The sequence below is a fragment of the Streptomyces sp. CLV115 genome (assembly GCF_038448545.1).
In the GTDB taxonomy this organism is placed as follows: Bacteria; Actinomycetota; Actinomycetes; order Streptomycetales; family Streptomycetaceae; genus Streptomyces; species Streptomyces sanglieri.
In genome coordinates, this window is record NZ_JBCEWQ010000041.1 from 1 (window position 1) to 18,053 (window position 18,053).

General features: G+C 71.4%; 22 protein-coding genes. 10 read left to right on the forward strand and 12 right to left on the reverse strand.

The window, feature by feature from the left end; genetic code table 11:
• Together AADR41_RS16580 and AADR41_RS16585 are read right to left on the reverse strand one after the other, a co-directional pair.
• Positions 1-323: ATP-binding protein (locus AADR41_RS16580; RefSeq protein WP_342282167.1), on the reverse strand; the 323-nt coding region annotated here is incomplete at its 3' end.
• Positions 320-541, reverse strand: coding sequence for a hypothetical protein (locus AADR41_RS16585; RefSeq protein ID WP_342282168.1), 222 nt, complete (start codon positions 539-541; stop codon positions 320-322). The genes AADR41_RS16580 and AADR41_RS16585, both read right to left, overlap by 4 nt.
• A gap of 116 nt (positions 542-657) precedes the next feature.
• Here AADR41_RS16585 and AADR41_RS16590 point away from each other — a divergent pair, with 116 nt between their 5' ends.
• From AADR41_RS16590 to AADR41_RS16600, 3 genes are read left to right on the forward strand one after another with little or no spacing between them, the layout of a single operon-like run.
• On the forward strand, positions 658-1,590 hold the full coding sequence (locus AADR41_RS16590; RefSeq protein ID WP_342282169.1) for a helix-turn-helix domain-containing protein: 933 nt from the start codon (positions 658-660) through the stop codon (positions 1,588-1,590).
• A complete protein-coding gene (locus tag AADR41_RS16595; protein ID WP_342282170.1) occupies positions 1,514-1,690 on the forward strand; it encodes a DUF397 domain-containing protein in 177 nt (58 codons plus the stop codon). Before AADR41_RS16590 ends, AADR41_RS16595 begins: the two co-directional genes overlap by 77 nt.
• Before the next feature lie 56 nt (positions 1,691-1,746).
• Entirely contained in the window at positions 1,747-2,997 is a 1,251-nt protein-coding gene (locus AADR41_RS16600; RefSeq protein ID WP_342282171.1) for an NAD(P)/FAD-dependent oxidoreductase, read from the forward strand.
• On the opposite strand, the gene AADR41_RS16605 is transcribed toward AADR41_RS16600, so the two are convergent.
• Positions 2,978-3,313: a DUF4333 domain-containing protein gene (locus tag AADR41_RS16605; protein ID WP_342282172.1), complete on the reverse strand. Its 336-nt coding sequence runs from the start codon at positions 3,311-3,313 to the stop codon at positions 2,978-2,980. The two genes, AADR41_RS16600 and AADR41_RS16605, sit on opposite strands and share 20 nt — an antisense overlap.
• Before the next feature lie 177 nt (positions 3,314-3,490).
• On the opposite strand from AADR41_RS16605, the gene AADR41_RS16610 reads away from it, so the two are divergent.
• Together AADR41_RS16610 and AADR41_RS16615 are read left to right on the forward strand one after the other, a co-directional pair.
• On the forward strand, positions 3,491-4,294 hold the full coding sequence (locus AADR41_RS16610) for a helix-turn-helix domain-containing protein (RefSeq protein ID WP_342282173.1): 804 nt from the start codon (positions 3,491-3,493) through the stop codon (positions 4,292-4,294).
• Positions 4,291-5,085, forward strand: a complete 795-nt coding sequence (locus AADR41_RS16615; protein ID WP_342282174.1) for a helix-turn-helix domain-containing protein — start codon at positions 4,291-4,293, stop codon at positions 5,083-5,085. The genes AADR41_RS16610 and AADR41_RS16615 overlap by 4 nt, the downstream gene beginning before the upstream one ends.
• A 67-nt stretch (positions 5,086-5,152) precedes the next feature.
• Here AADR41_RS16615 and AADR41_RS16620 read toward each other — a convergent pair whose 3' ends face one another.
• On the reverse strand, positions 5,153-5,593 hold the full coding sequence (locus tag AADR41_RS16620) for a peptidoglycan-binding domain-containing protein (protein WP_342282175.1): 441 nt from the start codon (positions 5,591-5,593) through the stop codon (positions 5,153-5,155).
• Positions 5,594-5,862: 269 nt separating this feature from the next.
• On the opposite strand from AADR41_RS16620, the gene AADR41_RS16625 reads away from it, so the two are divergent.
• Entirely contained in the window at positions 5,863-6,873 is a 1,011-nt protein-coding gene (locus tag AADR41_RS16625) for a threonine/serine dehydratase (protein ID WP_342282176.1), read from the forward strand.
• Positions 6,874-7,090: 217 nt separating this feature from the next.
• Here AADR41_RS16625 and AADR41_RS16630 read toward each other — a convergent pair whose 3' ends face one another.
• The 4 genes from AADR41_RS16630 to AADR41_RS16645 form a co-directional block, all read right to left on the reverse strand.
• The gene (locus AADR41_RS16630; protein WP_342282177.1) at positions 7,091-7,309 is read right to left on the reverse strand and encodes a hypothetical protein; all 219 of its coding nucleotides are present in this window, start codon (positions 7,307-7,309) and stop codon (positions 7,091-7,093) included.
• Between the two features lie 84 nt (positions 7,310-7,393).
• Positions 7,394-8,287, reverse strand: a complete 894-nt coding sequence (locus AADR41_RS16635) for an SDR family oxidoreductase (protein ID WP_342282178.1) — start codon at positions 8,285-8,287, stop codon at positions 7,394-7,396.
• On the reverse strand, positions 8,284-9,264 hold the full coding sequence (locus AADR41_RS16640) for an alpha/beta fold hydrolase (RefSeq protein WP_342282179.1): 981 nt from the start codon (positions 9,262-9,264) through the stop codon (positions 8,284-8,286). Before AADR41_RS16640 ends, AADR41_RS16635 begins: the two co-directional genes overlap by 4 nt.
• On the reverse strand, positions 9,261-10,790 hold the full coding sequence (locus AADR41_RS16645) for a flavin-containing monooxygenase (protein WP_342282180.1): 1,530 nt from the start codon (positions 10,788-10,790) through the stop codon (positions 9,261-9,263). Before AADR41_RS16645 ends, AADR41_RS16640 begins: the two co-directional genes overlap by 4 nt.
• Before the next feature lie 195 nt (positions 10,791-10,985).
• Between AADR41_RS16645 and AADR41_RS16650 the strand changes: the two genes are divergently transcribed.
• On the forward strand, positions 10,986-11,639 hold the full coding sequence (locus tag AADR41_RS16650; RefSeq protein ID WP_342282218.1) for a MerR family transcriptional regulator: 654 nt from the start codon (positions 10,986-10,988) through the stop codon (positions 11,637-11,639).
• Between the two features lie 106 nt (positions 11,640-11,745).
• Here AADR41_RS16650 and AADR41_RS16655 read toward each other — a convergent pair whose 3' ends face one another.
• Entirely contained in the window at positions 11,746-12,561 is an 816-nt protein-coding gene (locus tag AADR41_RS16655) for an exodeoxyribonuclease III (RefSeq protein ID WP_342282181.1), read from the reverse strand.
• 50 nt (positions 12,562-12,611) lie between these two features.
• On the opposite strand from AADR41_RS16655, the gene AADR41_RS16660 reads away from it, so the two are divergent.
• On the forward strand, positions 12,612-13,091 hold the full coding sequence (locus tag AADR41_RS16660; protein ID WP_342282182.1) for a GNAT family N-acetyltransferase: 480 nt from the start codon (positions 12,612-12,614) through the stop codon (positions 13,089-13,091).
• A 19-nt stretch (positions 13,092-13,110) separates the two neighbouring features.
• On the opposite strand, the gene AADR41_RS16665 is transcribed toward AADR41_RS16660, so the two are convergent.
• The 3 genes from AADR41_RS16665 to AADR41_RS16675 all read right to left on the reverse strand — a co-directional run bounded on the left by AADR41_RS16665 (position 13,111) and on the right by AADR41_RS16675 (position 16,999).
• A complete protein-coding gene (locus AADR41_RS16665) occupies positions 13,111-14,271 on the reverse strand; it encodes a serine hydrolase domain-containing protein (RefSeq protein ID WP_342282183.1) in 1,161 nt (386 codons plus the stop codon).
• Positions 14,272-14,385: 114 nt separating this feature from the next.
• Entirely contained in the window at positions 14,386-15,171 is a 786-nt protein-coding gene (locus AADR41_RS16670) for an SAM-dependent methyltransferase (protein WP_342282184.1), read from the reverse strand.
• A gap of 349 nt (positions 15,172-15,520) precedes the next feature.
• Positions 15,521-16,999 carry a DHA2 family efflux MFS transporter permease subunit gene (locus AADR41_RS16675; protein ID WP_342282185.1) on the reverse strand — a complete coding sequence of 493 codons (1,479 nt, stop codon included), beginning with the start codon at positions 16,997-16,999 and terminating at the stop codon, positions 15,521-15,523.
• 126 nt (positions 17,000-17,125) lie between these two features.
• On the opposite strand from AADR41_RS16675, the gene AADR41_RS16680 reads away from it, so the two are divergent.
• Together AADR41_RS16680 and AADR41_RS16685 are read left to right on the forward strand one after the other, a co-directional pair.
• Positions 17,126-17,836 (forward strand): TetR/AcrR family transcriptional regulator, encoded by a 711-nt coding sequence (locus AADR41_RS16680; RefSeq protein WP_342282186.1) that lies wholly within the window; start codon positions 17,126-17,128, stop codon positions 17,834-17,836.
• The gene (locus AADR41_RS16685) at positions 17,833-18,048 is read left to right on the forward strand and encodes a hypothetical protein (protein WP_342282187.1); all 216 of its coding nucleotides are present in this window, start codon (positions 17,833-17,835) and stop codon (positions 18,046-18,048) included. The genes AADR41_RS16680 and AADR41_RS16685 overlap by 4 nt, the downstream gene beginning before the upstream one ends.
• Positions 18,049-18,053: the final 5 nt, after the last annotated feature.

An 18,053-nucleotide genomic window follows, 5' to 3' on the forward strand; every position in this document is an offset into this window, starting at 1 on the left:
CCCCACCCCAGCGCCAACGGGTCCACGAGCACCAGCCCCCGCCCCGACTCGTCACCACCGGCAGCGCTGCGCAGCGCCGGCCAGGCGCACGGCTCGGGGTCGCTCAGCTCGACCCTGACCCGGCCGGTGCGCGTACCGCTGACCCTGAGCGTGACCGGCGTCCCCTCCCCGAGATGCACGATCACATTGGTCAGCAACTCGCTGACGCAGAGCAGCAGATCGGGCGAGTCCACACCCCCGCACCGCTCCCGCAGGGTGCGCCGCACTTCCGGTACGGCCTTCGGCACGGCGAGCAGGTCCACCGCGATCGGCAACGGGCTCATCCCCCGGCCGCCGCACGCAGCACCTCGGCCATCCGGCGCGCGGTCGCCACATTGCAGTTCCCGAGCGAGACCAGCGGCGGCCGGGTCGACCGCGCGGCGAAGGTCAGCGGATCGACACCGAGTGACGGAAGGGTGATGCCGTGCGCGGCGAGCGCGGCTCGGAGCTCGTCGATGTCCGGGCCGATGTCGTGGCCGGTGAGATCGTGCGTGTCGCCCATGCGGGAAGTCCACCCTTCATTGCCGTCTGTAATGAACCACTCACACGCTGCCGCATGAGCCTCTACCGTCAAAGGGGCTTCCACTCCACAACGCACAGCGCGAAAGGCGGTCAACAGTGGCCACACGCAAGGAGATCGATGGCTCGGCGAGCGTCCCGCAGTTCTACGGCAAGGAACTCCGCTTCAAACGGGAGGAAGCGGGCCTGACCCTGAAGAAGCTGGTGGACGGCAGCTTCTACGGCGTCACGTACCTGAGCGAGATCGAGCACGGCCACCGCCGGATGCCAGAGGATCTGGCCCAGCACGTGGACCGGGTGCTGAGCACGGACGGGTTCTTCGGTCGGCGGTGCGAGGACGTGCGAAGGGCCCGGCGCAAGGGGCACGCGGAGTACTTCGAACGCGTGCTGGTCGCGGAGAAGCACGCAGAGACCATCGAGCAGTGGTCGCCGAGCGTCTTTCCTGGCCTGCTCCAGACGAGGGCGTACGCGGAGGCCCTGATCTGCGCCGAGCGACTTCCGGAGCTTCGGGAGGAGATCGAAGAGAAGGTCAACGCGCGGCTGGAGCGAGCGGAGCTCTTCGAGCAGAGTCACCGGACCCCGCGGTACTGGAACATCCTGAGCGAGTCGCTGCTGCGCCTGCCGATCCTGCCGTCGCAGCAGATGGCCGAGCAGCTCGACCACATCGCCGAACTCACCAGGCGCGGCAGGATCTTTACACAGATCATTCCGTGGAACGCGGGAACGCACCCCCTCATGCATGGCAACGCCTTGGTTCTGAACTTTCCGGATGCTCCCCCGCTCGCCTACACGGAGGGCCAGTACCACGGAGTCGCGGTCGACGATCCAAGCCTCGTGAAGCAGTATCGGAGGTCGTACGACCTTCTGATGGCCACCGCCTTACCGCCGGAGAATTCCCTCGCCATGATCGAGAAAGCGGCAGAGGAATACCGAAATGGCATTCACGTCACCGGACTTGAATACTGCGATCGGGTACAGGAGCAGTCACGTCTCCGGCGGCAACTGCCTCGAAGTCGCAGACGGACACCCTGACCTCGCCCCCGTCCGCGACTCCAAGCGCCCCGAAGGACCCGTGCTCCTCATCCCCGCGTCCGCCTGGACGCCGTTCGTCGAGGCCGTCAAGGTGGCTTGACGCACTCCCCGGACCAAAAGCCGGGTAACCAGCCGGAATTACGGAATGATCGGCGCATGACAATCCTTGAGAGCGCCGGACCCGACTACGACGTCGTCATCAGCGGATCGGGCCTCGCCGGCAGCGCCGCCGCGACCCTGCTCGCTCGACGCGGCGTCCGCGTCGCACTGCTGGAGCGCCGCTCGGACCCCGAGGCGTACAAGGTGCTCTGCACCCACTCCATCACCGCCAACGCCTACCCGGTGCTGGACGAGCTCGGCCTCGTACCCACTCTTGAGGAGGCGGGGGCGGTCCGTAACGACGCCCGCTGGCACACCCGTTGGGGATGGATCGAGCCGAAGGCCGCACCGGAGGGTCCCGAGCTGCCGCACGGGTACAACGTGCGGCGCAGCACCCTCGATCCGCTGATCAGGTCCCTTGCCGCCGAGACCCCCGGCGTCGATCTGCTGCTCGGCCACCGCGTGGCCGGGCTGATCCGGGAAGCCGGGCGAACCGTGGGCGTGCGGGCGTCGACGCCGCAGGGCGAGCGCGAGATCCGGGCCCGGCTGGTGGTCGGCGCCGATGGCAAGGACTCCGCCGTGGCGAAGTTCGCCGAGGTGCCCACCAAGAGTTACGAGAACGGGCGGTTCGGCTATCTTGCGCACTTCCGCGACCTGCCGCTGGTCGACGGGGTCGGTCAGGCCTGGTTCCTCGAACCCGACATGGCGTACGCGTTCCCGAACGACGACGGGGTGACGGTCCTCGCGGTGCTCCCGGACAAGAAGCGGCTGCCCGCCTTCCGGGAAGACCTGGAGGGCAGCTTCCTCGAATTCGTCCGCGCCCTGCCCGAGGCACCGCCCATCGACTCCGCCGAGCGCGTATCGAAGTTCATCGGCACGATCGACTACCCGCTCCACACCCGCAGGCCGACCGCGCCGGGCGTCGCGCTCATCGGCGACGCCGCCCTGACCAGCGACCCGCTGTGGGGAGTGGGATGCGGGTGGGCCCTACAGACCGCGCAATGGCTGGCCGAGGCGGTCGCCCCGGCCGCGACCGGGCTGCGGGGAGACCTCGACGATGCCCTCACGGCGTACGCGCGCACGCACCGGCGACGGCTGACCGGTCACCAGCAACTGGCCGTCGACTACGCCAGGTCCCGTCCGTTCAAGGCCATGGAGCGGCTGATGTTCGCGGCGGCGGCGCGCGACGCATCGATGGCGCGGCACATGTACATGTTCGCGGCCCGGCTGATCGGTCCGCTGCGGTTCCTGAGCCCCGTGGCAGTGGGCAGGGCTCTGGCCGTCAACGTCAGGAGGCGGTCGTACTGAGATCGCCCTGATCGTCGAGGACCTCGACCGTGACCGTCTTGTCGTTGTAACCGACCAGGACGTCGCAGTCGAACTTGTTGCCCTTCTTGGCCTCCATGGCCGTCGGGCACTTCACCCCGTCCCTGGACGGGTTCTTCGGCCCTCGCGCGGCCCGGGCGACCTGCAGTTCCACCGCTTCCTGGTCCAGCAGCCGCGGCGGGTAGAGCGCCTCGGTATCGGTGTTCATCACCTTGATCGTCACGGTGAGGGCACACCCGGCGACGACGACGGACGAGAGGGCTATGACAGCGCGCGCGAATTTCCCTTGATCGGTCACGCATGGTTCCTACCGGCTCCACGGCCGCGCGGACAAGTGCACTTCCGTGATCGACACCGGTTCCACCCGAATCCCGGCCACGGGGACGGCGTCGCCCGAGGGCGTCAACTCCTCGCGCGTGGAGCCCGGATACCCCACTATTTAAGGCAACGGCAGGAAGAACCGGGGGGAATCCGCATGCCGCGATGGAATGAGTTACCGGCGGAGCTGCCCAGCAGCGAACGTCAACTTCTCGTGCACTTACGCAGGTTGAAGGACCACAGCGGCCTGAGCCTGGCCGCGCTCTCGACCCGGACCAGCTACAGCCGTTCCTCGTGGGAACGGTATCTGAACGGGAAGAAGCCCGTGCCGCGCAAGGCGGTCGAGGAACTGGCGCAGGTCTGCGGTACGGAGCCCACCCGGCTCGTCGTGCTGTACGAGGTCGCCGAGCGGGCCCGCACCGAGGAAGCCGCCGGACGGCCCGACCAGCCGACGCGGGAGCAGGACCGGGACGACCAGGAACAGGACGAGCAGCAGCAGGAGGAACAGGAGCAGGGACAGGAGCCGCCCCGGGCGGGGCGCACCGTGCCGCTGAAGTGGACGCTGGGGGCGGTGGCGCTGGCCGTCGCCGTTTCCTTCGGGGGCGGGCTGCTGGTCGCGGGGGCGTGGGACGACGGCGCCCCGGCGGAGAAGGCCGGTGCCGTGGCGGCCGGGACCGGGTATCTGCGCGGTCGGACCTACGCCTGCGACGTACGGCGCAAGGGCGGCGAGCTGCGGGCGGGGCACAGCGACACCAACGAGATGCTGCTCGACATCAACAGCACCGGGTTCGACGTGGTGGAGGCCCAGTGCCTGCTGCGCGAGAAGGGCTTCAGCCCCGGCGCCTTCGACGGGCTGTACGACGAGCGCACCAAGGGTGCGGCCAAGAAGTTCCAGGGCGCACGCCACCTGGTCGTGGACGGCATCATCGGCCCGGACACCTGGCGGGAGCTGCGCCGATGACGGTCTCCGCCGTGAGCGGCCAACTGGCCGAGCAGCTGCGGGAGATCAGGGACCGGTCCGGGCTGAGCCTGGCCGCGCTGGCGGCCCGTACCCCGTACAGCAAATCGTCGTGGGAGCGCTATCTCAACGGCAAGAAGCCCGCGCCGCGCCAGGCGGTCGAGGCGCTGTGCGAGCTGACCGGGACGCCGGCCGGGCGGCTGCTGGCGCTCTGGGAGCTGGCGGACGCCGAGTGGAGCGGGCGGGCCCGGCCCGTGCCCGCACCCGTACCGGAGGAACCGGACCGGGCCGCCACCGGCCGGCCCGCCCCCGTTTCCCGCTCGGGCGTGCGGTGGTGGGCGGTCGCCGCGGCCGGGGTGGTGGTGGTCTGCCTGGCCGCCGCCGCCCTCCTCGACGGAGGGCCGGACGGGCGGTCCCGCGCCGCCACGGAACCGCTCGTGCGCAACCCCGGCTGCCGGGCAGCCGGTTGCGAGGGCCAAAGCCCCGTAACAATGGGCTGCGGCGGCGCCGGGATGATCACCACTCTCGCCACCCACACCGCGTCCGGCGGGCGGCGTCTGGAGCTGCGCCATGCCCAGCTCTGCCACACCGTGTGGGTGCGGTCCACCGGGCTGCTGCCGGGCGACCGGGTCGAACTGTCGCTGCCGACCGGACACACCCAGCGGGTCACGGCCGAAGGGGGCCGCGACGCCGGACAGTACCTGGCGACACCGATGGCCGCCGGTGACAGCGGCGCGGGCGCCAGGATCTGCCTGAAGGTTCCGGGCAGCCGCCCCGAGTGCTTCACGGACTGAATCCCCCGTACGAACGGACCGTACGCGCCGGGGACCGCACAGCCCGCCCCCGGCACGTACGACGGACTCAGGAGTTGCAGTACCGCTTCAGCGCGGCCTTGGTGCCCGCACCGGCGACGCCGTCGATCCCGCCCGTGTAGCCCCAGTTGGCCTTCAGCCAGCGCTGGATCGCCTTCACCGTGTTGGGGCCGACGATCCCGTCGATGCCGTCGTTGTACCCCCACTGCTTCAGGAAGCGCTGCATCGCCTTCCAGCTGTCCGGGCCGAGCTGCCCGTCGATGGCACCCTTGTAGCCCCAGTTGGCCTTCAGGTCGCGCTGGAGCTTCTTGGCCTGCGTGGCGTTGAGGCCGAGGTTGACGATCGCCTGCGGGGTGACGGCCGTGGCGCTCGCCGCCGCGTTCGTCGTCCCACCGGTCGCCGCGAAACCAGTACCCGCGGCCGCCACGCCCCCGCCGGCGATCGCGACGGCGGTGGTGAGGCCGACGAATGCCCTCGTCATGGTTCGCATTTCTGTTCCCTCCCCTAGGTCGAACCGGCCCCGTCGGCCGGCTCCGCAACCACCTTGCGGGGCGGGGAGGAAGGACTGCCAGGGCCGCCGGGGAAGTGACGCGCTCGGGGGACGTCCCACGCTGTGACCTGCGAGAACGTCGCACATGGTGAGGGCGTCGCGGGACGGTGGGACGGTGGGACGCGGGCGGCGTCGGGACGGGCCCACACCGCATCGGAGCCGGCCACTGCATAAGCTGGCCGATTAGACGACTGCGGGAGTGGGAAGACATGGGCGCCCGGAACACGGACCTGTTCGGCAACAACCTCACCTACGACGACATCAGGGCCGCCACCGGCCGGACCGCAGGACACATCCGCCCGGTCACGGTCGCACCCGGCGCGCAGGACACGCTCCGCGCGGCGTCCGAGGAGCCCTACGAGCTCTGGTACGCGCTGGAGTTCATGCAGCACACCGGCTCGTTCAAGGCGCGCGGCGCGCAGAACTTCATCCAGGCCCACCGCGAGGCGGGCACCCTGCCGGACGCGGGGGTGACCATCGCCTCCGGCGGCAACGCCGGGCTGGCCTGCGCCTGGGCCGCCCAGCAGCAGGGCGTACGGGCCACGGTGTTCCTGCCGAGCGTCGCCCCGGCGGTGAAGATCGCCGGGCTGCGCGGCTACGGGGCGGACGTGCGGGTCGTCGGCGCGGAGTACGCCGAGGCCCTGGAGGCGTGCGAGGAGTTCGCCGTCTCGTCCGGCGCGCTCGCCGGGCACGCCTACGACCATCCGCTGATCGCCGCCGGGGCCGGCACCCTGCTGGAGGAGATCCACGCCCGGATCCCCGGCCTGGACACCGTGGTGGTCTCGGTCGGTGGCGGCGGGCTGTTCGCCGGCGTCGCCACCGCCGCCCGGCACCACGGCATCCGCACGGTCGCCGTCGAGCCGGAGAACTGCCGTGCGCTGAACGCCGCCCTCGACGCCGGTGGCCCGGTCGACGTCCCCGTCGACTCGGTCGCCGTCGACTCCCTCGGCGCCCGACGCGCCACCGCCCTTGCCCTGGGCGCCGCCCACGAGAACGACGTCCACTCCGTCCTGGTGCCGGACGGCGAGATCGTCCGCGCCCGCCGGACGCTGTGGGACCACCGCCGCGTCGCCGTGGAGCACGCCGCCGCCACCGCCCTGACCGCACTCACCGCGCCGGGCGGCTACCGGCCGCGCGGAGGCGAGCGGATCGCCGTGGTGCTGTGCGGAGCGAACACCGACCCGAGCGACCTGGTGCACCCGGCCGCGGACCAGGACTGAGACCGGGGCCGGGCGGGGCCGGGGCGAGACCGCCCGGGCCGCCAGGACCGCCGGGGCCCCGGGCCACCGAAACCGCGGGACCGCCTGGGCCGGGGGCGTCGGGACCGGGAGCGTCGGGACCAAGGCCGCCGGCCCCGGGTCCGCGCCACGCGGAAGGGGCGCGCCCGGAGATCCGGGCGCGCCCCTCGCGGACAACGCGCAGTGTCGCAGAGGCCCGTCAGCGCTCGCGACGCTCGCGGAGCTCGTCCGCGGTGCCCCGGGCCTTGTCACGGCCCTGCTGCGACGTCTTCGAGGCCCGCTCGGACACGTTCTGCGTCCGCTCCCGGCCCTCGGTGCCCATCTGCTCCCGGCCCTTGTTCCGGCCTTCCTCGGCCCTCTTCCTGGCCTCGTCGGCGAGCTGCTGCGCCTTGTCCTTGAACTGGTCTGCGATACCCATGCTGTTCACTCCTAGTGGATGCTTGGGGGCGGTCCGTGAGGACCTCGTTCAGCGTCGCAGGACCGGGCATCCACCGCATGTCGATCACTTACGCTGCGTAGCCGCCGCCCTCGCGTCCTGGTCGGCGGCGCCCCCGGCGCCCACCAGGCCCTTGCCGACACTCTCCAGCCGCGATCCGAACTTCCGGACCTCCCGCTGGCCGACGACGCCTATCAGCGAGGGCAGGTAACCCCGTACGGGCTGCATCCCGCGCAGCCACCACTGCGCGTACACGTGCGGGGAGCGGCGCTCGACACCGGCGACGATCCGGTCGACGGCGGGGCCCAGCGGGTACGTGCGGTTCGCCGGCCAGGGCAGCCGTTGGCGCAGTTCGCGCATCACGTCGTCCTGGTCGGCGCCCCGCACCATGTCCGTGTCCGTCCAGGACAGGTAGCCGACCCCGACCTTCACGCCCCGGTGGGCGACCTCGGCCCGCAGGCTGTGCGCGAACGCCTCCACACCCGACTTGGACGCGCAGTACGCGGTCATCATCGGCGCCGGCGTCATCGCCGCGAGCGAGGCGATCTGGAGGAAGTAGCCGCGGCTCTCCATCAGCACCGGCAGGAACGCCCGCCCGGTCACCGCGCCGCCGATCAGGTTGACCTCGATGACCCGGCGCCACGCGTCCGGGTCCGAGTCGACGAACGGTCCGCCCGCGGCGACCCCGGCGTTGGCGACGACGACGTCGATCTTCCCGAACCGCTGCTTGACCTCCTGGGCGACCCGCGCCATCGCCTCGTGGTCGGTGACGTCCGCGAACCAGTGGTCGCTCTCCGCGTGCAGCCGCTCGGAGACCTTCTTCAGCTCGTCCGGCTCCAGCCCGACCAGCGCGAGTTTCGCGCCGCGTGCCGAGAGCTTGCGGGCCAGCAGTTCGCCCACCCCGCGCGCCGCGCCCGTGACGACGACGACCTGTCCTTCGAGACTCCGCCTGCCGCTCATGCGACCTCCTCCTTCTCGGCCGTGCCCGTGCCGTCCGTACCCGCACTCGCCTGCGTCTTCGCGCCCGCGTCCGCACCCGCCGGGAGGTACGCGGCGACCAGCTCCCGGAGCTTCGCCGTGACGGCCTCCGGCGCCTCCACCGGCGTCATGTGGCCCAGGCCCGTCAGTTCGGTGAGCCCCAGGCCGTCGGGGAGCGCGGCCGCGATCGCGCGTGCGTGCCCGATCGGGGTGAGCCGGTCCGCCGTACCCGCGATCACCGCCGTGGGCACCCGCAACTCCCGTACGCCCGCGTCGAGATCGAGGTCCGCGAGGACCCGCCCCCAGGCGGCCCGGGCCTTCCTCGGACAGGCGTGCACGATCCGGGCGCAGGCATCCACCCGCTCCGGGGCCGACCCCGCTCCCATCGTGGCGTACTTGAGCACCCGCCGGGTAATCGGTGTGACCGGTCCCAGCGGGGCCGACGCCACGAGGATCCCCCGGGTCATCCGGGTCCGCACCGAACCGGCCCGCACCGGTACCACCGTCGACTCGTGCGGCAGCCGCGAACTCCCGGTGCTGCACAGCAGTACGGCGGCCGCGTGCTCGCGCAGACCGGCCCGCCGGGCGGCGGCCATGATCGTCATGCCGCCCATGGAGTGCCCGCCGAGCACGGCCCGCTCACCCGGTTCCAGGGTGGCGGCCAGTACCGCTTCGAGGTCGTCGGCAAGGGCGTCGGTGCTGCACCCCCCGGGGGCGACCGCGGGCGAGCCGCCGTGGCCGCGCTGGTCGTAGACGACGACCCGGTGGTCCGTCGCGAGGTCCCTGATCTGCGCGTCCCAGAAGCGGGTGCTGCACGTCCAGCCGTGCGCGAGGACCACGGCGGGGGCGCCGTCGCGCCCGTGCACCTCGGCGTGGATGCGGGCGCCGTCGGCGGAACGCACGGTGAGTTCGCGCGCGGGGACCGGCGGGACGCCGTCGCGCCGCAGCAGCCGGCTCATCCCACGACCTCCTCGGCGACGGCCTTCCCGGACCCCTTCGCGGCGGCCTTACCCGGCACCCGCACGACCTCGTACTCCGAGAGGTCGACCGACCGCGTCGCCCTGCGGAATTCGGCGGTGGTGCCCGGCCAGACCGTGGTGTTGCGCCCGTTGGCGTCCAGGTACCAGCTGTTGCAGCCGCCGGTGTTCCACACGGTGCGCTTCATCCGCTCCTGGACACGGCGGTTCCAGGACCCGACGGCCGAGGTCCGCGCGTCGAGCGCGACGCGCCCGCCCAGCACGTCCAGCTGGCGCAGGTAGTCGGCCATGTAGTTCAGCTGGGACTCGATCATCAGGATCATCGAGGAGTTCCCGAGCCCGGTGTTGGGGCCGATGATCGTCATCCAGTTGGGGAAGCCGGCCGCGCTGGCGCCGCGCAGCGCCTGCATGCCGTCCTTCCAGGACTCGGTGAGCGTGATGCCGTCCGCGCCCACCACGCGCTCGGCGATCGGCATGTCGGTGACGTGGAAGCCGGTGCCGAAGATGATCACGTCCGCCTCGGTCTCCGTACCGTCGGACGCGACCAGCGTGGAGCCGCGCACCTCGGCCAGGCCGGAGGCGACCACGTCCACGTTGGGCTGCGCGAGCGCCGGGTAGTAGGCGCTGGAGAGCAGGATGCGCTTGCAGCCGATGCGGTACGAGGGGGTCAGCTTGGCCCGCAGCTCCGGGTCCTTGATCGCCCGCGCCATGTTGGCCTTGGCCATCCGCTCGACCAGGCCCAGCTCGCCCGGGTGCTTGGTGAAGGCGCTGACCTGCAACTCCCTTATGCCCCAGAGCAGTCCGCGACGGGCCGTGCCGGTGACCGGCAGGGCCCGGTGCAGCCAGCGCTCGGCGCCGCTGATCTTCCGGTCCATGCGCGGCATGACCCAGGGCGGGGTGCGCTGGAAGAGCGTCAGGCTGCCGGCCTTCGGCTGGATCGCGGGCACGATCTGGATGGCGGAGGCGCCGGTGCCGATCACGGCGACGCGCTTGCCGGTCAGATCGGCGTCGTGGTCCCAGCGAGCCGAGTGGAAGACCTTGCCGGGGAAGTCGGCGAGGCCGGGTATGTCCGGCGTCTTCGGGTCGGAGAGCGGACCGGTCGCGGAGACCACGACGTCGGCCGTGAAACGGGCCCCGTTCGCCGTCTCGATGACCCAGTGCAGCTCCTCGCGCTCCCATCGCATGACCGTCACTTCATGGCTCAGCCGGAGGTGCGGGCGCAGCCCGAAGGTGTCCGCGACATGCTCCAGGTAGGCGCGGATGTGCTCCTGCCCGGAGAAGGTGCGCGGCCACTCGGGGTTGGGTGCGAACGAGAACGAATACAGGTGGGACGGTACGTCGCAGGCGCAGCCCGGATAGCTGTTGTCGCGCCAGGTGCCGCCGACGGAATCGGCCCGCTCCAGGACGACGAAGTCCGTGATGCCCTCGCGGCGCAGCCGGACCGCGGCCCCGAGGCCCCCGAATCCGGATCCGATCACCGCCACTCGTACGTGCTCGTGCTGGGCCATGCTGCCGCCTCCCGCGGTACGTCACACGACTCTGCCAGCAATCACTGGCATTGTTGGGAGGGTAGAGCAGCTCCGTACCGATGGGTAGGGGTACGGCAGGGGAAAGTTACCGGCGGTACAACAAGAGGCCCGGGCCACCGGCGGGGCCGGTAGGGTGCGGGGGTGGCCGAAGGACGCGAGCACCGCGAATACCGCATGGAGGAGCTGGCCAAGGAGGCCGGCATCCCGGTGCGCACCGTGCGCTTCTACCGTGAGCGCGGACTGATCTCGCCGCCCCGCCGCGAGGGGCGCATCGCCTGGTACGACGACCACCACCTGGCCCGGCTGCGCACCATCACCGGCCTGCTGGAACGCGGCCACACCCTCACCGGCATCGCCGATCTCGCCCGCACCTTCGAGAGCGGCCGCGACGTCGCCGAGGTGCTGGGCCTGGGCGAGCCGACCGAGGAGACCCCGGTGCGCCTCACCCCCGAGCAGCTCGCGGACTACTTCGAGGGCGAGACCACCCCGGAGAATCTGGCCGCCGCCCTCGAACTGGGATATCTCGCCACCGACGGCGACGAGATCGTCCACATCAGCCGCCGCCTGCTGGAGGTGTCCTCCCAGCTGGTGCGCGAGGGGGTGCCGCTCGCCACCGTGCTGGCGGCCGGCCGCCGGGTCCGCGAGCACGCCGACGCGCTCGCCGAACTCTTCACCGGCGTCCTGGAGGGCCGGGGCGGCGACGAGGCCGAGCCGCCGCAGCTGCGGCCGCTGGCCCGCGCGGTGGTGGACGCCGAGCTGTCCATGGCACTGGACCGGCGGCTGCGCCGCGAAGGCACCGGCGAACCGCCGCCGGATCCCGCCTCCTGACGGGCGGCCACACGAAGACCGCTGCCGGGCGGACCCTCTCGATCTCGATCGCACGCCGGGATACTTCCCGGCCCGGACCACCCGGCACTCGCCTCGTTCGCACGCTCTACTGTTCGAAGACCACCGTCACCGGTGCGTGGTCGCTCCACCGCTCACCGTGCGTCGCGGCCCGCTCGACCCAGCCCTTCACCGCACGCCCGGCCAGTCCCGGCGTGGCCACCTGGTAGTCGATCCGCCAGCCGGTGTCGTTGTCGAAGGCCCGCCCCCGGTAGGACCACCACGAGTACGGCCCCTCCTCGTCGGGGTGCAGCGCCCGTACGACATCGACGTACCCGGCCTCGTCGAAGACCCGGGTCAGCCACTCCCGCTCCTCGGGGAGGAAGCCGGAGTTCTTCTTGTTGCCCTTCCAGTTCCTGAGGTCCGCCTCCTGGTGGGCGATGTTCCAGTCGCCGCAGACCACCACTTCGCGGCCGTCGGCCGCGGCCCGCTTCTTCAGACCCTTCAGATACGGGAGGAACGCGGCCATGAACCGCTCCTTCTCGTCCTGCTTCTCGGTCCCGACCTCGCCGGAGGGCAGATACAGGCTCGCGACCGTGACGCCCGGCAGGTCGACCTCCACGTACCGCCCGCTCGCGTCGAACTCCTCGCTCCCGGCGTCCCCGAACCCGCCGAACCCGATCTGCACGCGCTCCGGCGCACGCCGCATGTAGAGGGAGACCCCGGCCCGGCCCTTGGCGGCGGCCGGCGCGTGCACGGTGTGCCAGCCGGCCGGCTCACGCACCTCTTCGGGCAGCTGCTGCGGCTCGGCCCGTACCTCCTGGAGGCAGATCACATCGGCTTCGGTCAGGGCCAGCCACTCGACGAAGCCCTTCTTGGCGGCGGCGCGGAGCCCGTTCACATTGACGGTGGTGACAGTCAGCATCCCGGCACGATACCGACATTCAGCTCACGCATACATGTACCATAATCCGCATGATTATCCACCCTCGGTCCTTCGACCACCCCGATGCCGTCAGACTCAACGACCAGGTGCAGCTCGAATATGCCGAGCGGTACGGGGACGAGGGCGATGTCACACCGCTCGACCCCACGATGTTCGAGCCGCCGAACGGCCTGTACCTCCTCGCCTACGACGCGCGGGACCGCCCCGTCGCCACCGGCGGCTGGCGCACCCAGGACCGCAACGACGAGGGCTACTCGGACGGCGACGCCGAGCTCAAGCGGATGTTCGTGATACCCGAGGGCCGGGGCAACGGGCTGGCCCGCCGCATCCTGGCCGCCCTGGAGGACGACGCCCGGGCGGCGGGCCGGTCCCGCATGGTGCTGGAGACCGGGGACCAGCAGCCCGAGGCGATCGCGCTGTACACGTCCAGCGGCTACGTCCCCTGCGAGAAGTTCGGCCACTACCGCACGTACGAGAGCAGCCTCTGCTTCGCCAAGCCGCTGCGGTAGCGGCCGTACGCCCGGGCCGTCAGGCGTCGGCGGCGTACCGCCAGAACGCCCGCATCGACGCGGGCGGAGTCGGCCCGGTCATCGCCAGCTGGGTCAGCAGAACGGAGACGGTGCCGGTGGCCGGTGTGAGGTGTCCCGCCGTTCCCGTGCCGCCCACCCAGCCGTAGCGCCCCGGAACGTTCCAGGGGTCGACGGCCTCGACGTCCACCGACCCGCCGTAGCCCCAGCCCTGGCCCTCCAGGAACAGCGTGCTGCTGTCCCGTTGCGCCCGGGTCAGATGGTCGGTGGTCATCAGCCGCACCGAGTCCCGCGACAGCAGCCGGCGCACGCCGCCGCTCCCCCCTTCTCCTCCGGCGAGCAGCATCCGGGCGAAGGCGTACCAGTCGTCGGCGGTCGAGACCAGCCCGCCGGCACCGGACGGGAACGCGGGCATGCTGCTCCACTGCCCGTCCGGACCGTCGGCGAGCCGGAGCCCGCCGCCCTCCGGATCGGCCCGGTAGAAACTGGTGAACCGGCCGGCCTTCGACGCCGGCACGACGAATCCGGTGTCGGCCATGCCCAGTGGCTCGAACAGCCGCTCCGCCAGGAACTCGGGCAGCGACCGGTCCGAGACCCGGGCGATCAGCACCCCGAGGATGTCGGAGCAGGTGTTGTACAGCCACCTCTCCCCCGGCTGGTGGAGCAGCGGGACACGGGACAGCGCGTCCATCCACGCGTCCGGCGCCGGGACGAGCTGCGGCTCCAGCGACCCCTGCTTCAGCTCGCTGAACAGCAGCCCGACCGCGGGCAGCGAGAAGTCCGCCGGGAAGCCGTACCCGGCCCGGAAGGTGAGCAGGTCCTCCACCGTGATGACCCGGTCGGCCGGAACCACGTCGTCGACCGGGGAGGACGGCGTACGGACCACCACCGGTGCCGCCAGCTCCGGCAGCCACTGCCGGACCGGCTCGTTCAGCGCGATCCGGCCCTCCTCGACCAGCATCATGGCCGCGGCGGCGACGACGGGCTTGGTCATCGACGCGATGCGGAAGATCGAGTCCCGGCCCATCGGGACCGTGCCCCGCGCATCGGCCGATCCGACGGCCACCACCTCGACCCGGTCCCCCCGGGCCACCAGCCCCACGGCGCCGGGCGCCGCCCCGTCGCCGACGTACTCGTTCAGGACATCGTTCAGTTCGGTCATCGCTCCACCTTCCCGCTCATGCTCCCGGAAAGAAGGACCGCCGCACCGCCCGGAACTCATCGGCCCGGAACTCATCGGCCCGCGACTCGCGGCCCGCGGCCCGCGGACCCGGGTTCAGCGCACCCGGCCGACACCCACGTAGAAGCCGCTGCGCTCCTGCGCGGGCGCGGGCCCCTCGCGGTACCACTGAGTGGCGAAGACCAGCCCGGGATCGACGAGTTCCAGGCCCTCGAAGAAGGGCTCCACCTCGCTCCGGGTGCGCATCCGCAATGGGATCGCCCCCTTCTTGTACGTGGCCTCGGTCTCGTCCTTCAGCTCCGGGTGCTGGTCGGCCGTGCCGTGCGAGAGCACCAGGAAGCTTCCCGAGGGCAACGCGTCGACCAGAGTGCGGGTGATGCCGTACGGGTCCTCGTCGTCCGGCAGGAAGTGCAGCAGCGCGATCAGGGACAGGGCGACCGGCCGGTCGAAGTCCAGCAGCCCGCGGGCGTGCTCGACGATCGCCTCCGGCTGCCGCACATCCGCGTGGATGTAGTCGGTGGCCCCCTCCGGCCTGCTGATCAGCAGCGCCTCCGCGTGCCGCAGGACGATCGGGTCGTTGTCCGCGTAGACGATCCGGGCGGACGGTGTGATGTCCTGGACCACCTGGTGCAGATTGGGCTCGGTCGGGATGCCGGTGCCGATGTCGAGGAACTGATCGACCCCGTTGCCCGCCAGCCAGGCGGAGGCCCGGTGCATGAAGGCCCGGTTCCGCGCCGCGTTGCCCCGCGCCTGAGCGGGCAGCCGCTCCGCCACCTGCTGATCGACCGGATAGTTGTCCTTGCCGCCCAGGAGCCAGTCGTAGACGCGCGCGGGGTGGGGCTTGCTGGTGTCGATCCGGAGCCCGGGCTTGTCGACCGTCACTGGGCGCTCCTCTCGGTGCGGAGAATTCGGAAGAATTCGCGAGCGGGTAACGCGTTCAGCGTAGGCGACGCGCACCACGGAACGCCGACCGGAACCCCCTTGCTTCGAAGCGCACTTCAACATCCACGCTCCGTTTCCGCGGCCGCGGAACGACGGCGGCCGGATCCGGAGAGGACAGCCATGAAGCATGGCACCACCCGTCAGAGCGGCGGCGCGGCCGCGGTACGGGATACGAACCGCAGCGGCTTGCTCCGCACTGCCTCAAGGCTCGAACCGAGCAAGCCGCCTCCGCCGGCCGGCCAGGGCTTCCCCACGCCGGGAACAGGCCGAACCGCGACGGTGGTCGGTGTCACCGGCCGGCGGAGGCCGCTTCGCGCCCGGCGACCGGGGGCCGGTGCGCAGGGGCGAGGGCGGGAGGCTTGCGGGGCAGCAGAAGGACCGGGACCAGAGTCACCGCGGTGAAGGCGACCGCCCACCAGAAGGACTGGCGGAAGGCGTCGTTGACCGAAGCACCGTGCGGTCGCCCGCCCGTGAGGCCCTGCTGCAGTACGGTCGCGACGACAGCAGTGCCGATCGAGCCGCCGAGACGCTGGAAGATGTTCATCGCGCTCGAAGCACGCGGCATCGCCGCCGGGGGCAGCGAACGGTAGGCGGCGGCCAGGCTGGGCAGGGTGACCACCCCCACCCCGATGCCGCGCACCGTCATCGCGGCGGCCGGCAGCAGCCAGCCGGAACCGCTGTCCAGCATCACGAACGGGACGGTGCCGATCAGCGTGAGGACCACGCCCACCAGTGCGAGCGACCCGGGACTCAGCCGGTCGGTCGCCCGGCCCGCGACGACCATCGCGATGACGTAGCCGACACCCTGCGGGGCCAGCATCAGCCCCGCCTTCAGGACACTGTCGCCGCGGTCCAGCTGGAAGTAGAGCGGCAGCAGGAACATCGCGCCGAAGACGGCCGCGTTCAGAGTGAACTGCGTGAGGACGGCGGCCGAGTAGCCGCGGTCGGCGAGCAGCCGCAGATCGATCAGCGGCACGTGACGGGTGCGCAGGGCGTGCGCGGCGAAGCCCGCGACGAGGACGGCGCCGGTCGCGGTCCACGGCAGGCTCCCGCTGCCGGTGAAACCCTCGGTGCCGCTCCGGGCCATGCCGTAGAGCAGGAAGGCCAGACCGGGAGAGAGCATCAGCATGCCTGCCACGTCGAGTCGCGGACGCCCGGTCGGCCGGTCGGCCGGGAGTTTCATCCAGGCGAGGGCGATGGCGGCCAGGCCGATGGGGATGTTGACGAAGAAGATCCATCGCCAGCTCAGCCGGTCGACGAAGACGCCGCCGATGACCGGCCCGATGACCGGGGCGAGCATCGCCGGCACGGAGACCACTGCCATGACCCGGCCCATGCGCGAAGGGCCGGCCGCACGGGCCAGCATGGCCTGGGCCATGGGCATCACCATGCCGCCACCGAGCCCCTGGACCACTCGGAAGACGACCAGGCTCTCGATGGACCAGGCGACGCCGGAAAGCACCGAGCCGAGCAGGAACAGTGCCTGCGCGGTCAGCCACATCCGCCGCGCGCCGAATCGCTCCATGGCCCAGCCGGAGAGCGGCACCACGAGGGACAGCGCCAGGAGGTAGCCGGTGACCGTCCACTGGATCGTGCCGAGCGACGCGTCGAATTCCTGGGACAACGCGTCGATCGACACATTGACGATGGTTCCGTCGAGCAGCGTGGTCACGGCGCCCAGGACGAGAACACCGCACAGCCACCAGAGCCCGGCGTCGATCCCATCGGTCCGTGTCGCTCCGGACGGCTTCGGGGTGCGTGGGGGCATGACTGGATTTCCCTTCCGTACGGGGCGGATTCAGGACGCGCACAGCCATAAAACATAGACCGGCCCGTCTAGGTTTACGAATGTTAGACTGGGCCGTCCAGAAGTCAACTCGGTGACCGAGAGGGGATGGCGTCAGTGACGGGCAGCGAGCCCACGGAGAAACCGGGCCCGGCAGACGCACCGGGCACGGCAGAGGCACCGGGCCCGCGTCGGCGCAGACAGCACGGCGGCAGGGACCGCAGGGCGCAGATCCTGGAGGCGGCCGCCCGGGTCTTCCTGCGCGACGGGTTCGCCCGGGGCAGCGTCGACACGATCGCAGCCGAGGCGAACGTGGCGAAGCAGACGCTCTACAACCACTTCGGCGACCGGGACACCCTGATCGGCTGTGTCGTGGAGCTCGCCATGGATCCCCTGGCCGCACAGTTCCAGACCGTGCTGGAGGAGACCATCGCGGCACACGGAGGCACGAACCTCCGGGCGCAGTTCATCGACTTCGGGCGTCGCTGGGTGCGCCTGATGCTCTGCGACGAGACGGCCGCCCTGCGCTGGCGGGTGCTGGCCGACGCGCCGCTTGAGGAGTCGCTGCACACAGCTCTGCGGGGCATCGACCAGGAGGCGGGCATCCGGGACGTCGCCGCCCGGCTCGCAGTCCTTCACGAAGGCGGGCACCTGTCGGTGGACGACCCCGACGCGGCGGCCCGGCAGCTGCGCGCCCTGTTGATCGGCGAGGCCCAACTGGCCTCGATGCTGGGCCGGGTGGACTTGGACGATGCCGCGATCGACGCGATCGTCGAGCGCGGCATCAGCATGTTCATCCGGGCCTACGGAAGGACGTGACCGGGCAGCGGGAGCGGGTCAGGAGCCGACAGTGCTTCAGACGGGCGCCGGGCGCCTGGTTCGGCCGGTCCGGCGAGTCGTCGACGAGCCGCCGCTCCGTCGACCGAGGCCCCTTCTTCCTGTTCCTGTGTTCGCAGGCAACCGGCCACGAGTACGCCTCCTACCGCTTCACCCAGTACCGGGCCGGAACCGAGCAGATCGCCGACATCTGAACAGA